The sequence below is a fragment of the Delftia sp. PX-1 genome (assembly GCF_055797465.1).
On the sequence record NZ_CP184763.1, the window covers coordinates 561,122 to 583,151 of the forward strand.

The window sequence follows — 22,030 nt, forward strand, 5'->3', positions numbered from 1 at the left end:
GAGGCTGTCGTCCCCCTCCCCCGCGAAGCGGGTAGAGAGGCGCCGTGCCACGGGGGGAAGGCGCGCCAGCGCCTCAGGGGGTGCCTATCAATATTCCCAGAAGATGCGCTGCAGCTGCTTCGTGTCCTGCGTCTTGGTCAGGGCCACGGCGGCCAGCAGGCGGGCCTTCTGCGGGTTCAGGTCATGGGCGACGACCCAGTCGTACTTGTCGTCGGGCTGCTCGGCGTTGCGCAGCACGAAGCCGGCCGGCACGCGCGAGCTGCGCACCACGATCACGCCCTTTTGGCGCAGTTCATTGAGCTTGGGCACGATGCGGTCGGCCACCGAGCCGTTGCCCGTGCCGGCGTGCACGATGGCCTTGACGCCGGCCTTGCCCAGCGCGTCGATGGCCGTGGCCGGCACGTTGCCGTAGCCGTAGACGATGTCCACGGCGGGCAGGTCGGTGATCTGCTCGATGTTGAACTCGCTGCCCCTGGTGTGGCGCTTGACGGGGGCGCGGAACCAGTAGGTCTTGCCCTCGACCACCATGCCCAGCGGACCCCACTGGCTGGAGAAGGCATTGGTCTTGATGTTGGTGAGCTTGGCCACATCGCGCGCGGAGTCGATGTTGTCGTTCATGCTGACCAGCACGCCCTTGCCCGCCGAGTCCTTGGAGGCGGCCGTGGCCACGGCGCCCAGCAGGTTCAGCGCGCCGTCGGCCGAGATGGCCGTGCCGGGGCGCATGGAGCCGACCATGACGATGGGCTTGTCGGTGGGCACCACCAGGTTCAGGAAGTAGCCGGTCTCCTCCAGCGTGTCCGTGCCGTGGGTGACGACGATGCCGTCCACGCCGGGCTGCTTGGCCAGCTCGTTGACGCGGCGTGCCAGCGTCAGCAGTTCCTTGTTGGTGAAGCTTTCGGAGGCGATCTGGAAGACCTGCTCGCCAGAGACGTTGGCGATGTTGCTCAGCTCGGGCAGGCCGGCCAGCAGCTTGTCCACGGGGACCTTGGCGGCCGTGTAGGTGGCGCTGTTGACGGCGCTGGCGCCCGCGCCGGCAATGGTGCCGCCCGTGGCCAGGACGACCACGTTGGGCTTGCCGGCCTGTGCGGCGGGAGCGGGTGCAGGGGCGGTCGCCGTGGCGGGCGCTGCGGCTGCGGGGGCCTGGCTGGCGCCGGGCTGGGACGCGCAGCCTGCCAGCGCAAGCGCGACGGCCATCAAGGTCATACGGAAGGGGGTGAACGGCATGTATCGCTCCTGGAAAGGCATTGAATGATCCAGCCTTGTGGGCTGAATGCGGCACGATGCAATAAACATGCCCCGCCTGCATCAGCGCAAATCCCGATGGGAGCCACGCAGCGAATGCGCTAAAAGCGCTTCCGAAAAAGGAGCGGTGAACGCTTTGCGGGATTGCGCCCAAGGCCTGAAAGGCTTGGGGTTTTTTGGGGCCGTTCCAAAGGCCGTACCACGCTCAGATGGCCAGCGGGTCCACGTCCACCAGCCAGCGCACCAGGGCGCGGTGCTCGGGCTGTGCCCTGATCCAGTGCAGATGCGCCTGCCAGGCCCAGAGAAAGCGCAGCAGGGCGGGCCGCTGGGCCGACTCGATCAGCATCTGCGCCCGCTCCACATTGGCCACGCGCTGGACGGACATGGGAATGGGCGGGTAGAGAAACACATCGTCCACATGGGGCAGGCCGGCCTGGCGCGCGGCTTGGGCGGCGGCGGCCAGAAATGCCTGGGCGGCCTCCTGGCTGCGCGCATCGGCCCGCACGATGGCCTGGAAGGCAAACGGCGGCATGCCCGCATCGCGCCGCTCGCGCAGCTGGCGCGCCGCAAAGGCTGGGTAGTCGTGCGAGCGCAGCGCGGTGTAGACGGGATGGGACGGGTCGTGCGTCTGTATCCACATCTCCGGATGGCTGCCCTGGGCGGCCACGTAGTGCGCGTCGCGCCCTGCGCGGCCGGCCGCCTGCATCAGCAGGCTGAACAGGCGTTCGGGCGCGCGGTAGTCGCTGGAAAACAGCGCGCTGTCGGGCTGCACGGCGGCCACCAGGGTGATGCGCCGGAAGTCATGGCCCTTGGCCACCATCTGGGTGCCGACCAGCACGTCGATGTCGCCGGCATGCACCTGGGCCAACTGCTCCTCCAGCGCGCCCTTGGCGCGCGTGGTGTCGGCGTCTATGCGCGCCACGCGGGCGGGCTCGCGGTCGGGGCGTTGCACGTTGCGCAGCAGGCGGGCCAGTTCTTCCTCCAGCTGCTCCGTGCCCTTGCCCAGCGGCAGGATGTCGGGATTGCCGCAGCCGGGGCAGGCCATGGGCACGCGCTGGGTGTAGCCGCAGTGGTGGCAGCGCAGCGTGCGGTCGGCCTTGTGGAAGACCTGGTGGGCACTGCAGTGCGGGCAGTCGCTTTTCCAGCCGCAGTCGGCGCAGAACAGCACGGGCGCGAAGCCGCGGCGGTTGAGCAGCACCAGGCTTTGCTCGCCGCGCTGCACACGCTCGGTGATGGCATCGATCAGCGGCGGCGAGAACACGGCCTTGCGCGGCTGCTGGCCCATGTCCACCAGGCGCACGCGCGGCAGGGCGGCCGCGCCGATGCGGCTGGGCATGTGCAGGCGCAGGTAGCGGCCGCCCTGCGGCTCGTCGGCATTGGGCGGGCGGCTGGCGTGCCAGCTCTCCAGCGAGGGCGTGGCGCTGCCCAGGATGACCTTGGCGCCGGTATCGCGCCCGCGCCAGATGGCCAGGTCGCGCGCCGAGTAGCGCGCGCCTTCCTGCTGCTTGTAGCTGGCGTCGTGCTCCTCGTCCACCACGATCAGCGACAGCCCCGGCAAGCTGGCGAACACCGACATGCGCGTGCCCAGCACGATGCGCGCCGTGCCCGTGTGTGCCGCCAGCCAGCTCTTGAGCCGCTGCGGGTTGGTCATGCCGCTGTGCATGCTGACCACGCAGGCCGCGCCGTACTGCGGCGCAAAGCGCGCCAGGAAGCGCTGCTCCAGCTGGGGCGTGAGATTGATCTCGGGCACCATCACCAGCACCTGGGCGCCGGGGTCGGCATCCAGCGCGGCCTGGGTGGTCCTCAGGTAGACCTCGGTCTTGCCGCTGCCCGTGCTGCCGTAGAGCAGGAAGGGGCCGGGGTGGGCGGCGATCTGCGTGAAGACGTCGGCCTGCTCGGCGCTGAGGACGATGGGGGGAATGTCTGCGGCGGCCGGGGCCGGTGCGAGCGCTGATGCAGGCGCAGCGCCAGGCGCCGGTTGCGCCTGTTCCGCCTTTGCAGCCTTGGCCGCTTTCTTCGCCGCGGCCTTGGTCGGCCTGAGCCGGCGCGCCAGTTGCTCGGCCGTCATGTCGCGCAACTGCGGCGGCAGGGCCGTCACGGCGATCTCGCCCACGCTGCGCTGGTAGTAGTAGGCGGCGAAGGCCACCAGCCGCCGCCAGGCCGCCGGCAGCGGCGCGATGCCCTCCAGCACGGCGCAGATGGCGCGCAGCTCCACGCCTTCGGGCATGGCGGGCGGCTGGGCCGGCGCGTCCCAGACCACGCCCAGCAGTTCCCGGCGTCCCAGCGGCACGCGCACCAGGGTGCCCGGCTCCAGCGGCTGCTCGCAGGTGTAGCTCAGCAGATCACCCACGGCGCTGTGCGCCGGCGTCTGGACGGCGACATGGACGGTATGGGCGGGAAGGGGCATGGGAAGAAAGCGGGGCCTGAAAACGCTGGTGCCGCAGGGCACGAGCAGCGGCAACAAAGCCGCCAAGCATAAGCCTTGGGCAGCGTCCGAGGCGTGGGAAGCGGCGTTCTACACCAGACATCCCGGGCGGTGGCTACGGGTTTCTGGGTATATCGTCAATTTCTGTGGATAACTTTGTGGGGATTATTCGGATCTATGGCCATCCCCCCATTTGTCTGACCTTTCCGAGTGGTGCATTCTGAAAACGGTGCTATCAAAAAAAATCTTCAAAAACAACGGCTTATATCGATATGTCGCCCGCGTGCAGGCGCGGGTGACAACTGTGAGTCCTAAGACCTCGCTCAGATTTTTCTGTGCATAAGATGGTCTGTGGCCATCTTGTGCAGCAAGCGCCGGCCGGGCGCGCGGACTGTGGACAGCGCGGCCCAGCCGGGCCGGTGGCTGTCACGGCAGGGGGCCGGCGCTGCGCTGGCATCCGGTCCTGCGTGTGATGAGGAGCAGGGCGGGCGCTCAGCGCTGGCGCATGGCGCGCGAATGGCCGTGGACGGCCTCGACCAGGGCGGCCACATGCTCGGGCGGCGTGAACTGGCTGATGCCGTGGCCCAGGTTGAAGATGTGCGTGGGGCCCGTGGTGGTCCTGTCGGTGTGCGGGGCGCCGAAGCTGTCGAGCACGGCGCGCGCCCGCTCGGCCACGCGCTCGGGCGGCGCGAACAGCACATTGGGGTCGATGTTGCCCTGCAGCGCCTTGCCGGGTCCGCCCACCTCGCCGCCGACGATGGCGCGGGCGCGGGCCAGGTTGGCCGTCCAGTCCAGGCCCAGCACCTCGCAGTCCAGGTCCTTCATGTCGGGCAGCCAGATGCCGCCGCCCTTGGTGAAGACGATGCGCGGCACGTCCTGCCCATCGACGCCCGTGCGCTTGAGTCCGGCCAGCACGCGCTTCGTGTAGGCCAGGCTGAATTCCTGGAAGGCGCCATCGGCCAGCACGCCGCCCCAGCTGTCGAACACCATCACGGCCTGGGCGCCCGCATCGATCTGGGCGTTGAGGTAGGCGGCCACGCTGTCGGCGTTGATGGCCAGGATGCGGTGCATCAGGTCGGGGCGCGCATACATCAGGCTCTTGACCAGGCGGTAGTCGTCGCTGCCCTTGCCCTCGACCATGTAGCAGGCCAGGGTCCAGGGACTGCCCGAGAAACCGATCAGCGGCACGCGGCCATCGAGCGCGCGGCGGATGCTGGTCACGGCATCGAACACATAGCGCAGCTTGTCCATGTCGGGCACGGCCAGCTCGGCCACGGCGGCCTCGTCGCGCACCACCTTGGCAAAGCGCGGGCCTTCGCCTTCGGCAAAGGACAGGCCCAGGCCCATGGCGTCGGGCACGGTCAGGATGTCGGAGAACAGGATGGCCGCGTCCAGCGGGAAGCGCTCCAGAGGCTGCAGCGTGACCTCGGTGGCGTAGTCCACGTTGGTGGCCAGGCCCATGAAGCTGCCGGCCCGGGCGCGCGTGGCCTTGTATTCGGGGAGATAGCGGCCCGCCTGGCGCATCAGCCACAGCGGCGTGTAGTCGGTGGCCTGGCGCCGGCAGGCGCGCAGGAAGGTGTCGTTGGTCAGGGGGGCGAAGCTCATGGTGGGCGATTGTCGCCGAGTCGGCTTCGCCAGGTTGCCGCGATGCCCGAGCGACGCAGGGCGTCTTGCCCCGGGTTAACCCTGGTCAATATCGGCGGCAACGGGCTTTTTGAGGCCGCTACATTGTGCGGCGTGCGTTCCGCACGGGAATCCGTCCATGCAAGGAGAGAGTTTGCGATGCAGCGAAGAACCCTGACCCAGATCCTGGCCCTGGCACCGGCCTCGGCCGTTTGGGCTGCCAGCGGGCTGGCTGGAAGTGCCACGGCGGCCGAGCCGCTGTTTCCGGGCAAGGCGCCGCTGCGCATCGTCGTGGGCTACCCGCCCGGTGGCGCCACCGACCGCGTGGCGCGCATCGTGGCCGACAAGCTGCAGGCGCGCGTGGGCTCGCCCGTGGTGGTGGAGAACAAGCCCGGCGCGGGCGGCCGCCTGTCGGCCCAGTATGTGAAGAACGCGCCGGCCTCCCAGCCCGCGCTGCTGCTGGCCAACCCGGCCGTGATGCTGGTGGCGCCCCTGGTGTTCCCCGACTCGGGCTACGACCCCGACAAGGACTTCCGCCCGGTCAGCGAGGTCAATCGCTACGAATTCGGCGTGGCCGTGGCCAGTGCCGTGCCCGTCAGGCAGCTGTCGCACCTGCTGGCCTGGCTGCGTGCCAATCCGCAGCAGGCCAACGTGGGCGTGCCGGCCACGGGCAGCCTGCCGCACTTCTTCTCGCTGATGCTGGGCGAGGCCGCCAAGGTCCGGACCGAAACCGTGGGCTACAAGGGCTCGGCCCCGCTGCTGACCGACCTGGTGGGCGGCCAGGTGCCGCTGGCCATCGACACCTTCGACGTGCTGCTGCCCCAGCACGAGGCCGGCAAGATCCGCGTGCTGGCCGTGTCGGGCGAGCGCCGCAGCACGATGGCGCCGGACATCCCCACGCTCAAGGAATCGGGCCTGAACCTGTCGGGCATGGGCTGGAACACCTTGTTCGCGCCCCAGAGCATGGCGCCCGACATTGCCGAGCGCCTGTCGCGCATGGTGCAGGAGATCATGAAGGAGCCCGACACGCGCCAGAAATTCGAGGCCAGCCGGCTGACCCCGGTCTCCAGCAGCAGCGCGCAGACGGCCGAGATGCTCAAGGCCTACCGCGCCCAGTGGACGCCGGTGGTGCAGCGCTCGGGTTTCAAGCCCTGAACCTTCGACAAATCGGCCCGTGAGGGCCTTTTTTCATGGGGCCTAGGGTTTCCTCGGTGCCTGGGCGCTTGTGGTGGAAAGGGTCTGGCGACTAACATTTACCGACCATTCGGTAAATTATGTTTGATCTGCCGCATAAAGACGGCAGACAGGCCACGGAGACTTCCATGCCCCCATCGCTGGTTCTGGTTGAGCAGCAAGACGCCGTCCGCACCCTGGTGCTGAACCGCCCCGACGCGCTCAACAGCTTCAACGCGCAGCTGCACGAGCAGCTGCTTTCGGCCCTGGAGCAGGCCGCCGGCGATGCCTCGGTGCGCTGCGTGGTGCTCACGGGCGCGGGGCGCGGCTTTTGCGCGGGCCAGGATCTGTCCGACCCCGAGGCCGCGCCCGACCAGAACCTGGGCGACCTGATCGAGCGCCGCTACCAGCCGCTGTGCCTGCGTCTCAAGTCCATGCCCGTGCCCGTGGTGGCCGCCGTCAACGGCGTGGCTGCCGGCGCGGGCGCCAATATCGCGCTGGCCTGCGACCTGGTGCTGGCCGCACGCTCGGCCAGCTTCATCCAGGCCTTTGCCAAGATCGGCCTGGTGCCCGACTGCGGCGGCACCTGGCTGCTGCCGCGCCTGGTGGGCCGTGCGCGCGCCCTGGGGCTGGCCCTGCTGGGCGACAAGCTGCCTGCGGCCGAGGCCGAACGCATCGGCCTGATCTGGCGCTGCGTGGAAGATGCCGATTTGCGCAGCGAGGCCCAGACCCTGGCGCAGCGCCTGGCCGCCATGCCGGTGCGGGCCCTGGCGCGCACGCGGGAGGCCATGGACTCGGCCCAGCTGCTGGACTACGAACATGCGCTCACGCGCGAGGCGCGCCAGCAGGGCCAGCTGGGCGCAGCCCACGACTACCAGGAGGGCGTGGCCGCCTTTCTGGGCAAGCGGGCTGCCGTGTTCTCGGACCGCTGAGGAGCCCGCCATGCAAGACAACCACACCCCGGGCGAGGCCGCCCAGCGACTGGCCGAGCAGGTGCGCGACGGCATGCTGGCGCGCGACCGCGCCGCGCAAGGCCTGGGCCTGCGCATCACGGACATCGCCCCCGGCGCGGCGCGCATGGAGATGGCCGTGCGCGACGACATGCTCAATGGCTTCGACATCTGCCACGGCGGCTTCATCACGGCGCTGGCCGACACGGCCTTTGCCTATGCCTGCAATGCGCGCAACGAGATGACGGTGGCCTCGGGCCTGAGCGTGGACTTCGTCGCGCCCGGCCGGCCCGGCGACGTGCTCACGGCCCAGGCCCGCGAAGTCTCGCGCGCAGGCCGCACCGGCGTCTATGACGTGCAGGTCACCAACCAGCGCCAGGAAGTGATCGCGCTGTTCCGTGGCCGCTCGCACAGCTTCAAGGGCCGGCCCACCGTGCCCGGCCTGAACCAGCCCGTATGAAAGGGCCCAGCCATGCCTGTCCAGCGCCCCGCCCCCGGCGAACTCGAACCCATCGAAACCGCCAGCCGCGACGAGATCGCCTCGCTGCAGCTGCTGCGCCTGCGCTGGTCGCTGCAGCATGCCTACGACCATGTGCCGCATTACCGCCGCGCCTTCGATGAGAAGGGCGTTCATCCGTCCGACCTGCGCACGCTGTCCGATCTGGCCCGCTTTCCCTTCACCACCAAGAAGGACCTGCGCGAGAACTATCCGTTCGGCATGTTCGCCGTGCCGCGCCAGAAGGTGGCGCGCGTGCATGCCTCCTCGGGCACCACGGGCAAGCCCACGGTGGTGGGCTACACGTTGAATGACATCGACAACTGGGCGAACCTGGTGGCGCGCTCCATCCGCGCGGCGGGCGGGCGGCCCGGCGACATGGTGCATGTGGCCTACGGCTACGGCCTGTTCACGGGCGGCCTGGGCGCGCACTACGGTGCCGAGCGCGCGGGCTGCACCGTGGTGCCCATGTCGGGCGGGCAGACCGAAAAGCAGGTGCAGCTGATCCAGGACTTCCGGCCCGACATCATCATGGTCACGCCCAGCTACATGCAGGTGATCGTGGAGGAGATGCAGCGCCAGGGGATGGACCCGCGCGAGAGCTCGCTCAAGATCGGCATCTTCGGCGCCGAGCCCTGGACCGAGGCCATGCGCCGCGAGATCGAGGGCAAGGCGGGGCTGGATGCCGTTGACATCTACGGCCTGTCCGAAGTCATGGGCCCGGGCGTGGCCAGCGAATGCGTGGAGAGCAAGGACGGGCCGGTGATCTGGGAAGACCATTTCTATCCCGAGATCATCGACCCCGACACGGGCGAGGTGCTGCCCGACGGCAGCGAGGGCGAGCTGGTCTTCACGTCGCTGTCCAAGGAAGCCATGCCCATCATTCGCTACCGCACGCGGGACCTGACGCGGCTGCTGGCGCCGACCTCGCGCAGCTTCCGGCGCATGGGCAAGATCGTGGGGCGCAGCGACGACATGCTCATCATCCGCGGCGTGAACCTGTTTCCCACGCAGATCGAGGAGATCGTGCTGCAGAACGCCCAGCTGTCGGGCCAGTACCAGCTGGTGGTCACGCGCGAGGGCAACCTGGACCGGCTGGCCGTGCGCTGCGAGATGCAGCCGGGCACGCAGGGCGACACCGAGGCGCTGGCCCTGTGGGTGCAGCAGCGCATCAAGACCCTGGTCGGCGTGAGCGCCGAGGTCGAGGTGCTGCGGCCCGATTCCATAGAGCGCACCCTGGTGGGCAAGGCCCGCCGCGTGATCGACCACCGCAGCCGCTGAGCACGCACAGGAGTCCCATGGCCCGAGGCCGATCTTCCGGATACGACGACCAGCGCGAACTGATCCTGGGCCATGCCGCCGCGCTGTTCGCGCGCAGCGGCTACCCCGGCACTTCGATGAACGAGGTGGCCCAGGCCTGCGGCCTGTCCAAGCCCACCATCTACCACTACTTCCGCGACAAGTACGCGCTGCTGGTGGACATCACCGACGGCCACATGACGCGGCTGCAGGCCCTGGTGGACGAGGTGCAGGCCATGGGCCTGCCGCCCGAGCCACGGCTGCGCATGCTGATCGAGCGCTTCGTGCAGGAGTACGCCCATGCCCGGCATGCCCACCGCGTGCTGACCGAGGACGTGCGCTTCCTGCAGGACGAGGACCGCCAGCGCGTGGTGGGCAAGGAGCGCGCCGTGGTCGAGGCCTTTGCCCAGGCGGTGGCCCAGCTGCGGCCGGCCGCCGACGGCGCGGGCCTGTCCAAGGCGCTGGCCATGCTGCTGTTCGGGATGATGAACTGGATGTTCACCTGGCTGCGGCCCGACGGAACGCTGGACCACGAGGCCATGGCCCCTGTGGTGGCCGACCTGTTCCTCGGAGGCTTGCCTGCCGTGCAGACCCCAGGCAAACCCGTGCATCAAACCGCTGGCAAAAAAATAGTTACCACGGTAAATTGTGGCGCCTGACGGCACCGCGCCCCATCCAACACAAAGGAGACAGACATGAAGCGCATGACAAAACTGGGCCTGCTGGCCGCAACCCTGGCCACGGTCTGGGGCTCGGCCCTGGCCGACATCAACGTGGGCGTGGTGGTCTCGGCCACCGGGCCGGCCGCGTCGCTGGGCATTCCCGAAAAGAACACGGTGGCGCTGATGCCGCGCACGGTGGCGGGCCAGAAGGTCAACTACATCATCCTGGACGACGCCTCCGACACCACGGCGGCCGTGGCCAACACGCGCAAGCTGATCAGCGAGAGCAAGGTCGACGTGATCCTGGGCTCCAGCATCACGCCCAACTCGCTGGCCATGGTGGACGTGGTCTCCGAGGCCAAGACGCCCATGATCACGCTGGCGGCCTCGGCCAAGATCGTCGAGCCCGTGGATGCCAAGAAGTTCTGGGTCTTCAAGACGCCCCAGCACGACGCCATGATGGCCGCCGCCATCGGCGAGCACATGGCCAAGGCCGGCATCAAGACCGTGGGCTACATCGGCTTCAACGACGCCTATGGAGAAAGCTGGCTGCAGGAATTCCGCAAGGTGGCCGAGGCCAAGGGCCTCAAGCTCACCGCCACCGAGGCCTATTCGCGCAGCGACACCTCGGTCACGGGCCAGACGCTCAAGCTCATGGCGGCCAAGCCCGATGCGGTGCTGATCGCCGGCTCGGGCACGCCGGCCGCACTGCCGCAGAAGTCGCTCAAGGAGCGCGGCTACCAGGGCAAGATCTACCAGACCCACGGCGTGGCCAATGCCGACTTCCTGCGCGTGGGCGGCAAGGATGTGGAAGGCACGCTGCTGCCCGCCGGCCCCGTGCTGGTGGCCCACCAGCTGCCCGACAGCAATCCGGTCAAGAAGTCCGCCGTCTCCTATGTGGAGGCCTACGAGGCCGCCAACGGCAAGGGCACGGCTTCGACCTTTGGCGCGCATTCCTGGGATGCGGGCCGCGTGCTCGAAGCGGCGATTCCCGCCGCGCTCAAGAAGGCCCAGCCCGGCACGGCCGAGTTCCGCGCCGCGCTGCGCGATGCGCTGGAGCAGACCAAGGACGTGGCCGGCGCCCACGGCATCTTCAACATGACGCCCACCGACCACCTGGGCCTGGACCAGCGCGCGGCCGTCATGGTCAAGATCGAGAACGGTACCTGGAAGTACCAGCCCTGAACCTGCAGGTCTGAGGCCGCAGCGGCTGCCGCGCCTGGTGGCGGCCGCTGTGGCGCTTGGCCGCGTCTGCTCGAAAGTCGATCATGGATCTGCAAATCGCCCTGCTGCTGGGGCAGGACGGCATCGTCAACGGCGCCGTCTACGGCCTGATGGCGCTGGCCCTGGTGCTGGTGTTCTCGGTCACCCGCATCATCTTCATCCCGCAGGGGGAGTTCGTCGCCTTCGGCGCGCTCACCCTGGCCATGATGCAGGCCGGACGCGTGCCCACCACGCTGTGGCTGCTGCTGGCCCTGGCCGCCGCCGTGCTGGTGGTGGACCTGCTGCGCTGGCGCGCGGGCAGCCAGGTGAGCTGGCCCGCCACCTTCCTGTGGTGCCTGGCGCTGCCGGCCATTGCCGTGGCCCTGGCCTGGGGGCTGCGCCCGTCCTCGCTGATGCTGCAGGCGCTGGCCACCCTGGTGCTGATCACGCCCATGGGGCCGCTGCTGTACCGCCTGGCCTACCGGCCGCTGGCCCATGCCTCGGTGCTGATGCTGCTCATCGTCTCGGTGGCCATGCACGGCGTGCTGGTCGGCCTGGGGCTGCTGTTCTTCGGTGCCGAAGGCTCGCGCACCCCCGCGTTTTCCGAGGCGCAGCTGCGCCTGGGCGACATCACGATCTCGGGCCAGTCCCTGGTGGTGGTGGGCGTGACCCTGGTGCTGGTGGCCCTGCTGTTCGTGTTCTTCGAGCGCTCCATGATCGGCAAGGCGCTGCGCGCCACGGCCATCAACCGCGTGGGCGCACGCCTCATGGGCATTCCCACGGCCATGGCCGGCGACGTGAGCTTTGCGCTGGCCGCGCTGATCGGCGCCATCTCGGGCCTGCTGATCGCGCCGCTGACCACGGTGTACTACGACACCGGCTTTCTGATCGGCCTCAAGGGTTTCGTGGCCGCCATTGTGGGCGGGCTGGCCAGCTACCCGCTGGCCCTGGCCGGCGCGCTGCTGGTCGGGCTGCTGGAGGCCTTCTCGTCGTTCTGGGCCAGTGCCTACAAGGAGGTGCTGGTGTTCACGCTGATCATCCCGGTGCTGTGGTGGCGATCGCGCAATAGCCACCATGTGGAGGAAGAAGAATGAGCGCCCCCGTTTCCTCGCAGGCCGCAGCGCCTGCCAAGGCCGCCTCGGGCGGCATCAGCACGCGCGTGCTCACGGTGGCCGCCATTGCGCTGCTGGCCGCGTCCTGGGGCTTCCTGCCCGATTTCACCGTCGTCATCCTCAGCTACATCGGCCTGTTCGCCATGGTGGCGGCAGGCCTGGTGATGCTGACCGGCGTGGGCGGCATGACCTCGTTCGGCCAGGCGGCCTTCGTGGGCATCGGCGCCTATGCCACGGCCTGGGTCTGCACGGCGCCGGCCTCGGTGGCGGCGCTGGGCGGGCTGGTGGGCGCGGCGGGCCTGCCCTGGGTGGGCCTGGCGCTGGGCCTGCTCATCACCTTCGTCGTGGCCTGGCTGCTGGGCGCGGTCACGGTCAAGCTGCAGGGCCACTACCTGCCGCTGTGCACCATCGCCTGGGGGCTGAGCCTGTACTACCTGTTCGGCAACATGGAATTCCTGGGCGGGCAGACCGGCATCACGGGCATTGCGCCGCTGGTGATCGGTGGCGTCTCGCTGGCCTCGCCGCGCGCCATGGGCGTGGTGATCTGGGCCGTGCTGCTGGTGGCGCTGTGGCTGCTGCACAACCTGCTGGACTCGCGCGAGGGCCGGGCCATCCGCGCGCTGCGCGGCGGCCGCGTCATGGCCGAGTCCATGGGCATCGACACGGCGCACTACCGCGTCAAGCTCTTCGTGCTGGCGGCCCTGCTGGCCACGCTGTCGGGCTGGCTCTACGCCCACATGCAGCGCTTCGTGAGCCCGGCGCCCTTCAACCTGAACGTGGGCATCGAGTACCTGTTCATGGCCGTGGTCGGCGGCGCCGGCCACCTGTGGGGCGCGGTGCTGGGCGCCACGCTGATCACGCTGATCAAGCAAAAGCTGCAGGACATATTGCCGGCCCTGCTGGGCACCAGCGGCAACTTCGAGGTCATCGTCTTCGGCCTGCTGATGGTGCTGGTGCTGCAGCGCTTTGCAGAAGGCCTGTGGCCCACGCTGCAGGCGCTCACGGCGCGCTGGGTGCGCCGACCCGTGTCTGATCTGAAGCTGGCGGACGCTGCGCCGCTGGCGCAGCGCGCGCTGCCCGCGGCGGGCCAGGTGCTGCTGGCGGCCGAGCATGTGACCAAGCGCTTCGGCGGCCTGGTGGCCAACAACGATGTGGCCATGACGCTCAAGGCCGGCGAGGTGCATGCGCTGATCGGCCCCAACGGCGCGGGCAAGAGCACCTTCTTCAACATGATCTCGGGCGTGGACTCGCCCACCGAGGGCCAGGTGCGCTTCATGGACCAGGCCATGAACGATGCGCCCTCGCGCCGCTTCGCCGCCCTGGGCCTGGGCCGCACCTTCCAGCATGTGCGCCTGCTGGGCCAGCGCAGCGTGCTGGAGAACGTGGCCGTGGGTGCGCACCGGCGTGCGCACCGGGGCTGGCTGGCCTCCATGCTGCGCCTGGACCGGGCCGAGGAGGCCTCGGTACTGGCCGAGGCGCACCGCCAGATCGAGCGCTGCGGCCTGGGCGCCTTCGCCGATGTGCCGGCCGCCTCGCTGGCCCTGGGCCAGCAGCGCATCGTGGAGATCGCACGCGCCCTGGCCGGACAGCCTGCGGCCCTGCTGCTGGACGAGCCGGCAGCCGGCCTGCGCCACCTGGAAAAACAGGCCCTGGCCGACCTGCTGCGCCAGCTGCGCGCCGAGGGGCTGGGCATTCTCGTCGTGGAGCACGACATGGAGTTCGTCATGAATCTTGCGGACCGCATCACGGTGCTGGAGTTCGGCACCGTGATCGCCGAAGGCACGCCGGCCCAGATCCAGGTCAACCAGCGCGTGCTGGATGCCTACCTGGGCGGCGGCGACGACGACGAGGCAACCGGAGAGACGGCATGAGCGACACCCTTTTGCAGCTCAAGGGCCTGAGCGTGTCCTACGGTCCCGTGGAGGCCGTGCACCAGGTGGATCTGGATGTGCGCAGTGGCGAGATCGTCACCGTCATCGGCCCCAACGGCGCGGGCAAGACCACGCTGCTGTCGGCCGCCATGGGCCTGCTGCCCTCGCGCGGCGAGATCCATCTGGACGGCAAGCGCATCGCACGCCCCGGCGTCGAGGTCATGGTGGCCAACGGCGTGGCCCTGGTGCCCGAAAAGCGCGAGCTGTTCGGCGAGATGTCGGTGGAGGACAACCTGCTGCTGGGCGGCTTCTCGCGCTGGCGCCGGGGCCTGCGCGACCAGACGCAGCGCATGGACGAGGTCTTTGCCATCTTCCCGCGCCTGAGGGAGCGGCGCCCGCAGATGGCCTCCACCCTGTCGGGCGGCGAGCGCCAGATGCTGGCCATCGGCCGCGCGCTGATGGCGCGCCCGCGCCTGCTGCTGCTGGACGAGCCCTCGCTGGGCCTGGCGCCGCTGATCGTGCGCGAGGTGCTGCAGGTCGTGGCCGGCCTGCGCGACCACGGCGTCTCGGTGCTGCTGGTCGAGCAGAACGCGCGCGCCGCCCTCAAGGTGGCCGACCGTGCCTACGTGCTGGAGATGGGCGCCGTGGCCCTCAGCGGCGCGGCCAGGGAGCTGCTGCACGACCGGCGCATCATCGATACCTATCTGGGGATGGGGCGCAGTGCGGAGGCGGCGGCGGTGGCCTGAGACGCAACCCCCAGCCACAACGAAAAAGGCTGCCGGACCGGCAGCCTTTTTGCGTCTGCAGCGTGGCGCTCAGTCCAGCTTGATGTTGTTGGCCGCGATCACCCGACCCCACTTGCCGCGCTCGGCGCGCACGAACTGGCCCATCTGCTCGGCGCTGCCGGGCATGGGCTCCACGCCCATGGCGGCCAGGCGTGCCTTGGTGCGGGTGTCGGCCAGGGCCTGCTGCAGCGACTGGCTGAACTTCTTGACCACCTCGGCCGAGCTGCCCGTGGGCACGACGATGCCCTGCCAGGCATAGCCCTCGAAACCTTTCAGACCCTGCTCCTGCAGCGTGGCGATCTGGGGCAGCACGTCCACGCGGGCGGGGCTGGCCACGCCGATGGCCTTGAGCTTTTTCTCGCTCAGGAAGGGAATGATGGTGGCGCTGTCGGCCCACATGGCAGGGATCTGGCCGCCGACCACGTCCTGCACGGCAGGGGCCGCTCCTCGGTAGGGCACATGGGTCATGTTGGTGAGGCCCGCCTGCTCCCGGAACAGCTCGCCCACCAGATGGTGGGGGCTGCCCAGTCCGGCCGAGCCCCAGCTCACGCCGGTCTTTTGCTGTTTGGCCCAGGCCAGGAATTCGGCGAGGTTGGTGGCGGGCACCTCGTTGTTGACCACCAGCAGCATGGGAAAGCGCACCAGCATGCCCACGGGCTTGAAGTCGCGCTCGGCGTTGTAGTTGAGCTTGCTGAACAGGAAGGGGTTGGCCGCCAGCGTGGCGAAGTCGGCCGTGAACATGAGGTTGCCGTGGTCGCGCGAGCGGGCGCTGTACTCGGCCGCGATGTTGGTGCCCGCGCCGGGCTTGTTGTTGATGACGATGACCCGCTCCATGTTGCGGCCCATGGCTTCGGCGATGACGCGGGCGACCACGTCCGAGCCGCCGCCGGCCGCATAGCCCACGACCCATTCCAGGGGCTTGTCCTGTGCCAGGGCGGCAGGCCCTGCGGCCAGGGCCAGGCCCGAGCAGGCCAGTGCGGCCAGAAACTGCTTGCGTTGCATCCTTGTCTCCATGTTGTATGCGGCGCCCTTGTGAGATGTCCAAGGTGTGAGGCGGGCGCCTTTGTGGGGATGGCAGGCCGCCGTACGGGCGGCGGCGCGCGGCTTCAGGCGGCCGCGTGCACCGGGGCGACCGGCGTCACGGCGCCGCGCTCGGCCGGGTCCGCGCCGGCAGGGGCAAGTCCTGCGCTGGCGCGGGCCAGTTCGAGCGCATGCAGCAAGGTGCCCTGGTGGCCGATGTGGTTGGCCAGCAGCAGCACGAGGCGGGCATTGAGGGCATGGCTTTGCGCGGTATCGAGCCCCTGGTGGGTGGCGATCAGGGCTTCGTAGAAATCGTCGCAGGCCTGCAGGTTGGGGTGGGTGGACAGCAGCATGGCGGTCTCCTGTGAATGGGGCGTAAGAGGTTCAGGCCGTGGCGGCGGCGCCGCAGGCTCTTTGCAGCGCGGCGCGCACGCTGGCTTCGTCGGGGCGGCGCCAGCGCGCGCAGACATGCTGGTCAGGCCGCAGCAGGTAGCTGGTGCCCGGGCGTGCATCCAGGCGTCTGGCCGCCAGGCCGCGCGCATCGATGAGGTCGGCGTCTGGCGCATGGGCCTCGCCCTCGGCCGCGATGGACAGGCTGAGCACGCCGGGCAGCGCCTGGGCCCAGGCGGGCGTGGGGCCGAAGTGCAGCAGCGTGAAGTCCGGTCCCAGTGCGCGCAGCAGCCAGGCCGTGCCATCTGCGCCGGGCCGGCGCATGGGCGCATCGGCCAGCACGGCGCCGGGCAATTGGGTGCCGTCGAAGGTGTCGGTGTCGGGCGTGTTGAGCGCCGAGCCATGCAGCGTGGCCGGCACGGACAGCCGCCCGCTGTTGACGATGCGGCGCGCGAATTCATGGTCGCGTGCCAGGTCGAGCACGGCGTCGCGGAACAGGCGGCTGATCTCGCTCTTGGGCGTGATGAAGTCGGTGGCGCGCGTGGAGTTGCGGATGTTCTCGTCGGCCGCGTATTCGCGCTCGGCGCCATAGGTGGCGATCAGCGATGCATCGGCCTGGCCGCGCAGCACGCGGTCCAGCTTCCAGGCCAGGTTCTCGGCATCCTGCACGCCGCTGTTGGCGCCGCGTGCGCCAAACGGCGAGACGCCGTGGGCGCTGTCGCCCGCAAAGACCACGCGGCCATGGACGAAGCGGTCCATGCGCAGGCAGGCGAAGGTGTAGACGCTGGCCCATTCCAGCTCGAAGGGCGCGTCCTTGCCCAGCAGGGCGCGGATGCGGGGAATGATGTTCTCGGGCTTTTTCTCTTCCTCGGGATCGGCGTCCCAGCCCAGCTGGAAGTCGATGCGCCAGACATCGTCGGGCTGGCGGTGCAGCAGCACGCTCTGGCCCGGGTGGAAGGGCGGGTCGAACCAGAACCAGCGCTCGGTGGGGAATTCGGCATGCATCTTCACGTCGGCGATCAGGAAGCGGTCGCGGAAGATGCGGCCATGGCTTTCCTGGCCCAGCAGGCCGCGCAGCGGCGAGCGCGAGCCGTCGCAGGCCAGGACCCATTGCGCATCGATGCGGTAGCTGCCGTCGGGCGTCTCCACGGTCAGCAGGGCGCCCTCGGCCTGCGGTTCGAGTGCCGTGACCTTGCTGTGCCAGCGCAGGTCGATCAGCGGCAGCTGCAGGGCGCGCTCGACCAGGTAGGCCTCGGCGTAGTACTGCTGCAGGTTGATGAAGGCCGGGCGCTCGTGGCCGTCCTCGGGCAGCAGGTCGAAGCGGTACAGCGGCTGGTCCTTGAAGAAGACCTTGCCCAGGTTCCAGGACACGCCCTTGTCCACCATCGCCTGGCCCACGCCCAGGCGGTCCCAGATCTCCAGCGTGCGCTTGGAAAAGCAGATGGCGCGCGAGCCCGTGGACAGCCGGCAGTCGTTGTCCAGCAGCACCACGCGCTGGCCGCGCTGGGCCAGGTCGATGGCCAGCGACAGGCCTACGGGGCCGGCGCCGACGATGACCACGGGATGCCGGGCGGGCGTGTCCGCACCGGCGTCCTGGTCGGCATGGCGCTCGTAGGGGATGTGGATGGCCTGTATGTCTGCGCCGCTGCCGCGCAGCGCTTGCAGGGAGATGGCGGGGTGGGACATGGGGTTCGTCCTCTGTCGTGGGCGTATGAGAGAGAAAAGGCGCAGCCATCCCCGTCGGCATCAGGGAATGCCGGTGCGCGGGCGGGTGCGATGGGCAGGCGTGCCGGTGCTCAGGACCGGCACGCCGCCGTGGTTCAGCCTTCGAGCGCTTCCCACATCTGGCGGTCGCGCTCGGCGGTCCAGATGCGCGGGTCGGCATGGCCCGAGGCCTCGTCGTAGGCGCGGGTCACATCGAAGGGCATGCAGTGGTTGAAGATCACCCACTGGCCGTACTTGGGCTGCAGCTTGGCGAAGGCGGCCTCGTAGACCTTGCGCAGGTCCTGCTGGGCGTCGGCGCCGGCCTTGACCTCGGTCCACAGGTCGCTGATGAAGTCGCGCGTGCCGGCCAGGCCGGCCTGCACCTCGGCCGGCGTCTGCAGCGCGGCGCCCCGGCCTGGCACCAGCTTTTCGGGCTGCAGGGCGGCGATGGCGTCCAGCGTGTGCGGCCAGTCCTGGAAGTAGGCATCGCCCGCATAGGGCGTGGCGCCGAACTCCACCAGGTCGCCGCTGAACAGCACCTTGTCCTGGGGCAGCCAGACCACGGTGTCGCCCTTGGTGTGGCCGCGGCCCAGCTGCAGGATCTGCACTTCCAGCTTGCCCAGCCACAGCGTCATCTTGCCGGTGAAGGTCAGGGTGGGCCAGGTCATGCCGTCGGGCACGCTTTCCACGTTCTGGAACAGGCGCGGGAAGCGGCCGATCTCGCTGGCCTTGTCCTGCTCGCCGCGCTCCACGATGAGGTCAAAGGTGTCCTGGCTGGCAATGATGTGCTCGGCACCTTCCGCGAAGAAGGCCGAGGCGCCCAGCACGCGCACCGCGTGGTAGTGCGACAGCGTGACGTACTTGATGGGCTTGTCGGTGATCTCGCGGATGCGGCGGATCACGTCCTGCGCCATGACGGGCGTGGCCTGGGTGTCGATCACCATCACGGCGTCGTCGCCAATGATGATGCCGGTGTTGGGGTCGCCCTCGGCCGTGTAGGCGTAGGCGTGCTCGGAGAGCTTGTCGAAGCTGACCTGCTTGATTTCGAGGTCGGCGGCGGAGGCAAAGGTCTTGGTGGTCATGGGCATCCTGCTTTTGAAATGGACAAACGCATTTGTTTTTATCGAATGCCTGAATGCTAGGGAAAAATTCAACATTGAACAATTCGTTTGGCATAGTGAAAAACCCTCGGAGCCGCAAACTCCGGGTTCCAGCCTTCACAATGCCTGCCATGTCCGATGCCGCCTCTTCCCCGAACAGCCCCGTCTTCCTTCCTGACAGCAGCGATGACGAGCCCGCGCGCGGCCCGCGCGGCATCCAGAGCGTGGAAGTCGGCGGCCAGTTGCTCAAGGCGCTGGCACGCACGGGCCGGCGCATGGCGCTCAAGGATCTGGCGCGCGAGGCCGAGATGACGGCGGCCAAGGCCCACCCCTACCTGGTGAGCTTTTGCAAACTGGGCCTGATGGAGCAGGACCGCGCCAGCGGCCACTACGGCCTGGGGCCGCTGGCCATACAGATGGGGCTGATCAGCCTGCAGCAGGCCGATCCCGTGCGCCTGGCGATCGCCGAGCTGCCCGCGCTGGCGCAGGAGGTGGGCAGCACGGTGTCGATTGCCATGTGGAGCGGCCAGGGGCCGACCATCATCCGCGTGGAAGAGGGGCCCACCCATGTCTATGTGGCCATGCGCCACGGCACGCCCGCATCGCTGCGCCACACGGCCACGGGCAAGATCTTTGCGGCCTTTGGCGAGCCCGGGCGCATTGCGCCCCTGCTGGACGCGGAAGGCCACAGCCTGGAAGAGCCCGCCTTTGCAAAGGAGTTGGCCGCCATCCGCGCCAGCCGCCTGAGCCGGGTCGAGAACCAGCTGCTGTCAGGCGTGAGCGCGCTGGCCGTGCCGGTGTTCGACGGCTTTGGCCAGTTGGTGCTGGCCATTGCCGCCATCGGCCCCTCGGCCACGCTGGACCTGGATCCCCAGGGCCGGCCGGCCCGGCTGCTGCAGGCCCAGGCGCGCAGCCTGTCCCAGCGCCTGGGAGCGCCGGCCCAGGCCTGAGCGCGCAGCCCCCGGTGGGGTTCAGTGGCGCTTGGTCAAGGCTCAGTGCGTGAGCAGCAACTGGTCCCGGGCAGGCGCACGCCCTTCCAGCGTGAAGCCGGCCACCGTGCGCGACAGGTGGTGGGCCTGCTCGTTGAGCACGGACGATGCGGCGGTGGACTCCTCCACCAGCGCGGCGTTCTGCTGCGTGGCGCGGTCCATGTCGGCCACGGCCTGGTTGATCTGGCCGATGCCCACGCTCTGCTCGGTCATGGCGCCGTTGATCTCGACAATGATCTGGGAGACGCGCTGGATGCCGTCCACGATCTCGCCCATGGTCTGGCCGGCCGCGCGCACGCGCTCCGTGCCCATGGCCACGCTGGCGCCGGAGGCGTCGATCAGGGTCTTGATCTCCTTGGCGGCCGCCGCGCTGCGGTGGGCCAGGCTGCGCACCTCCGAGGCCACCACGGCAAAGCCCCGGCCCTGCTCACCGGCGCGGGCGGCCTCGACGGCGGCATTGAGCGCCAGGATGTTGGTCTGGAAGGCGATGGCGTCGATGACGCCGATGATCTCGCCGATCTTGGACGAGGCCCGGGAGATGTCGTCCATGGTGCTCACGGCGCTGCCCACCACGTCGCCACCCTTGGTGGCCGAGCTGCTGGCCGACTGGGCCAGGCGCGTGGCCATGGCGGCCGCCTCGGCCGACTGGCGCACATTGGCCGTCAGCTGCGACAGCGAGGCCGAGGTCTCCTGCAGGCTGCTGGCCGAGGATTCGGTGCGGTTGGACAGGTCCAGGTTGCCCAGCTTGATCTCGTCGGTGGCGGTCTTCATGGACTCCACGCCGTTGCGCACATCCTTGAGCACGGTGCCGATCTGCTCGACGAAGCCGTTGAAGGACGAGGCGATCTGCGCCACTTCGTCATTGCCCGACACCGGCAGGCGCTGCGTCAGGTCGCCGCCGCCCGAGCCGATCTTGTCCATGGCGTCGCGCACCTGGGACAGGCGCCGGAAGGACTGGGCCGTCAGCGCCGCCGCCACGGCCGTGGCCAGGCAGGCCAGCAGCACGATGGCGATGGCCAGCGTCTTGAGCACGCTTTGCAGGCCGGTCGTGGCCTCGGCCTTGTCCAGCGCCACCACCAGCAGCCAGTCCGTGCCTTGTACCGGGCGGGCCTTTAGCAGCTTGGCGCTGCCGCCCAGGTTCACTTCCAGCGGCGCCGTGGCGCTGGCCAGCGCGGTCAGCGCGGCCGGCGTCAGCAACTCGGAGATGTCGGAGGTGGGCTTGAGCAGCAGCTTGGCATCGGCATGCGCCAGCACCTGGCCGTCACGGCTGACCACGAAGCCCAGGCTGCCGGGCGTGGGGCGGATGGCGGAGACCACCTCGCGCACGCCCTCCAGCGGCACGGCGCCGCTGATCACGCCCTGCAGCGCGCCGCCGCGCAGCATGGGCGCCACGAAGGCCACATAGGGCACGCCCGTGGTGGAGTCGCCATAGGGCTTGGTCAGGGCCAGCTTGCCGGCCTGCACGGCGCTCTTGTACCAGGGGCGGGCCGTGGGGTCGTAGTCGGGCGGAGTGCTGGTGGTGGACTTGTAGGTCTTGTCTTCCCAGCCCACCGTGGTGATGGGAAAGCCGCTGGCCTGGCCCATGTGGGCGGCAAAGCCCTGCGGGTCGCCGTGCTCGATCACGGCGGCGGCGGCGCTGACGGCGCGTGCCTTGGAGGCCACCCACTGGTCGATGGCCATGGTGTTGCCGGCGGTGATGGCGTCCAGGTCCTGTTCAATGGTCTGGAAAGTGCTGCCGCGAACGATGTGGTACGTGGCAGCCCCCGTGATGGCAAGGGCGCCGACCACGGTGGCTGTGCTGATGGCAAGGATCTTGGAGCGAAGGGTCTGGAGCATGGCGCGGCAAGGGAAGACTGAGGACTCCGCAAGCCGCAATGGCCGGGCATGCGGCCCTGTCATTAACGCACAATTTGTTTCATTTTTGACGACATGCCAACCCTGTGGTGGCGTGCACCAACTTGCGCGCAGCACCTGTCATAGAGGCAT

General features: G+C 69.2%; 18 protein-coding genes. 10 read left to right on the forward strand and 8 right to left on the reverse strand.

The annotated features are described in order from the left end of the window. Positions 1-87 precede the first annotated feature (87 nt). From ACN20X_RS02610 to hemE, 3 genes are all read right to left on the reverse strand, one after another. Complete coding sequence (locus ACN20X_RS02610) at positions 88-1,224, reverse strand: asparaginase (RefSeq protein WP_016450381.1); 1,137 nt, start codon at positions 1,222-1,224, stop codon at positions 88-90. A 223-nt stretch (positions 1,225-1,447) separates the two neighbouring features. Further along, positions 1,448-3,649, reverse strand: a complete 2,202-nt coding sequence (gene priA / locus ACN20X_RS02615) for a replication restart helicase PriA (RefSeq protein WP_473210263.1) — start codon at positions 3,647-3,649, stop codon at positions 1,448-1,450. Positions 3,650-4,159: 510 nt separating this feature from the next. Next, positions 4,160-5,272 (reverse strand): uroporphyrinogen decarboxylase, encoded by a 1,113-nt coding sequence (hemE, locus tag ACN20X_RS02620; RefSeq protein WP_133074011.1) that lies wholly within the window; start codon positions 5,270-5,272, stop codon positions 4,160-4,162. Between the two features lie 177 nt (positions 5,273-5,449). Between hemE and ACN20X_RS02625 the strand changes: the two genes are divergently transcribed. The 9 genes from ACN20X_RS02625 to ACN20X_RS02665 all read left to right on the forward strand — a co-directional run bounded on the left by ACN20X_RS02625 (position 5,450) and on the right by ACN20X_RS02665 (position 14,802). Next, on the forward strand, positions 5,450-6,445 hold the full coding sequence (locus ACN20X_RS02625) for a tripartite tricarboxylate transporter substrate-binding protein (RefSeq protein ID WP_016450384.1): 996 nt from the start codon (positions 5,450-5,452) through the stop codon (positions 6,443-6,445). A 167-nt stretch (positions 6,446-6,612) separates the two neighbouring features. Next, the gene (locus ACN20X_RS02630; protein ID WP_046987044.1) at positions 6,613-7,395 is read left to right on the forward strand and encodes an enoyl-CoA hydratase-related protein; all 783 of its coding nucleotides are present in this window, start codon (positions 6,613-6,615) and stop codon (positions 7,393-7,395) included. A gap of 10 nt (positions 7,396-7,405) precedes the next feature. After that, the gene (paaI, locus tag ACN20X_RS02635; RefSeq protein ID WP_043792457.1) at positions 7,406-7,873 is read left to right on the forward strand and encodes a hydroxyphenylacetyl-CoA thioesterase PaaI; all 468 of its coding nucleotides are present in this window, start codon (positions 7,406-7,408) and stop codon (positions 7,871-7,873) included. A 12-nt stretch (positions 7,874-7,885) separates the two neighbouring features. Then, positions 7,886-9,190, forward strand: a complete 1,305-nt coding sequence (gene paaK, locus ACN20X_RS02640) for a phenylacetate--CoA ligase PaaK (protein ID WP_392459300.1) — start codon at positions 7,886-7,888, stop codon at positions 9,188-9,190. A 17-nt stretch (positions 9,191-9,207) separates the two neighbouring features. Continuing rightward, the gene (locus ACN20X_RS02645; RefSeq protein WP_133073984.1) at positions 9,208-9,867 is read left to right on the forward strand and encodes a TetR/AcrR family transcriptional regulator; all 660 of its coding nucleotides are present in this window, start codon (positions 9,208-9,210) and stop codon (positions 9,865-9,867) included. 36 nt (positions 9,868-9,903) lie between these two features. Further along, the gene (locus ACN20X_RS02650) at positions 9,904-11,055 is read left to right on the forward strand and encodes an ABC transporter substrate-binding protein (RefSeq protein WP_016454722.1); all 1,152 of its coding nucleotides are present in this window, start codon (positions 9,904-9,906) and stop codon (positions 11,053-11,055) included. Between the two features lie 83 nt (positions 11,056-11,138). Then, entirely contained in the window at positions 11,139-12,167 is a 1,029-nt protein-coding gene (locus ACN20X_RS02655; RefSeq protein WP_012202505.1) for a branched-chain amino acid ABC transporter permease, read from the forward strand. Beyond that, positions 12,164-14,056, forward strand: coding sequence for a branched-chain amino acid ABC transporter ATP-binding protein/permease (locus tag ACN20X_RS02660; RefSeq protein WP_473210264.1), 1,893 nt, complete (start codon positions 12,164-12,166; stop codon positions 14,054-14,056). Before ACN20X_RS02655 ends, ACN20X_RS02660 begins: the two co-directional genes overlap by 4 nt. Further along, entirely contained in the window at positions 14,053-14,802 is a 750-nt protein-coding gene (locus tag ACN20X_RS02665; RefSeq protein WP_047219451.1) for an ABC transporter ATP-binding protein, read from the forward strand. Before ACN20X_RS02660 ends, ACN20X_RS02665 begins: the two co-directional genes overlap by 4 nt. A 69-nt stretch (positions 14,803-14,871) precedes the next feature. Here ACN20X_RS02665 and ACN20X_RS02670 read toward each other — a convergent pair whose 3' ends face one another. The 4 genes from ACN20X_RS02670 to ACN20X_RS02685 all read right to left on the reverse strand — a co-directional run bounded on the left by ACN20X_RS02670 (position 14,872) and on the right by ACN20X_RS02685 (position 19,037). Then, positions 14,872-15,843 (reverse strand): Bug family tripartite tricarboxylate transporter substrate binding protein, encoded by a 972-nt coding sequence (locus ACN20X_RS02670; RefSeq protein ID WP_126313026.1) that lies wholly within the window; start codon positions 15,841-15,843, stop codon positions 14,872-14,874. A 104-nt stretch (positions 15,844-15,947) separates the two neighbouring features. Next, on the reverse strand, positions 15,948-16,214 hold the full coding sequence (locus ACN20X_RS02675; protein WP_013800326.1) for a DUF2783 domain-containing protein: 267 nt from the start codon (positions 16,212-16,214) through the stop codon (positions 15,948-15,950). Positions 16,215-16,245: 31 nt separating this feature from the next. Beyond that, entirely contained in the window at positions 16,246-17,937 is a 1,692-nt protein-coding gene (locus ACN20X_RS02680) for an FAD-dependent oxidoreductase (protein ID WP_313283858.1), read from the reverse strand. A 134-nt stretch (positions 17,938-18,071) separates the two neighbouring features. Then, on the reverse strand, positions 18,072-19,037 hold the full coding sequence (locus ACN20X_RS02685) for an MBL fold metallo-hydrolase (protein WP_016449270.1): 966 nt from the start codon (positions 19,035-19,037) through the stop codon (positions 18,072-18,074). 149 nt (positions 19,038-19,186) lie between these two features. Between ACN20X_RS02685 and ACN20X_RS02690 the strand changes: the two genes are divergently transcribed. Continuing rightward, complete coding sequence (locus ACN20X_RS02690) at positions 19,187-20,005, forward strand: IclR family transcriptional regulator (RefSeq protein WP_016449271.1); 819 nt, start codon at positions 19,187-19,189, stop codon at positions 20,003-20,005. Positions 20,006-20,047: 42 nt separating this feature from the next. On the opposite strand, the gene ACN20X_RS02695 is transcribed toward ACN20X_RS02690, so the two are convergent. After that, complete coding sequence (locus tag ACN20X_RS02695) at positions 20,048-21,880, reverse strand: methyl-accepting chemotaxis protein (RefSeq protein WP_017406066.1); 1,833 nt, start codon at positions 21,878-21,880, stop codon at positions 20,048-20,050. Between the last annotated feature and the right edge of the window lie 150 nt (positions 21,881-22,030).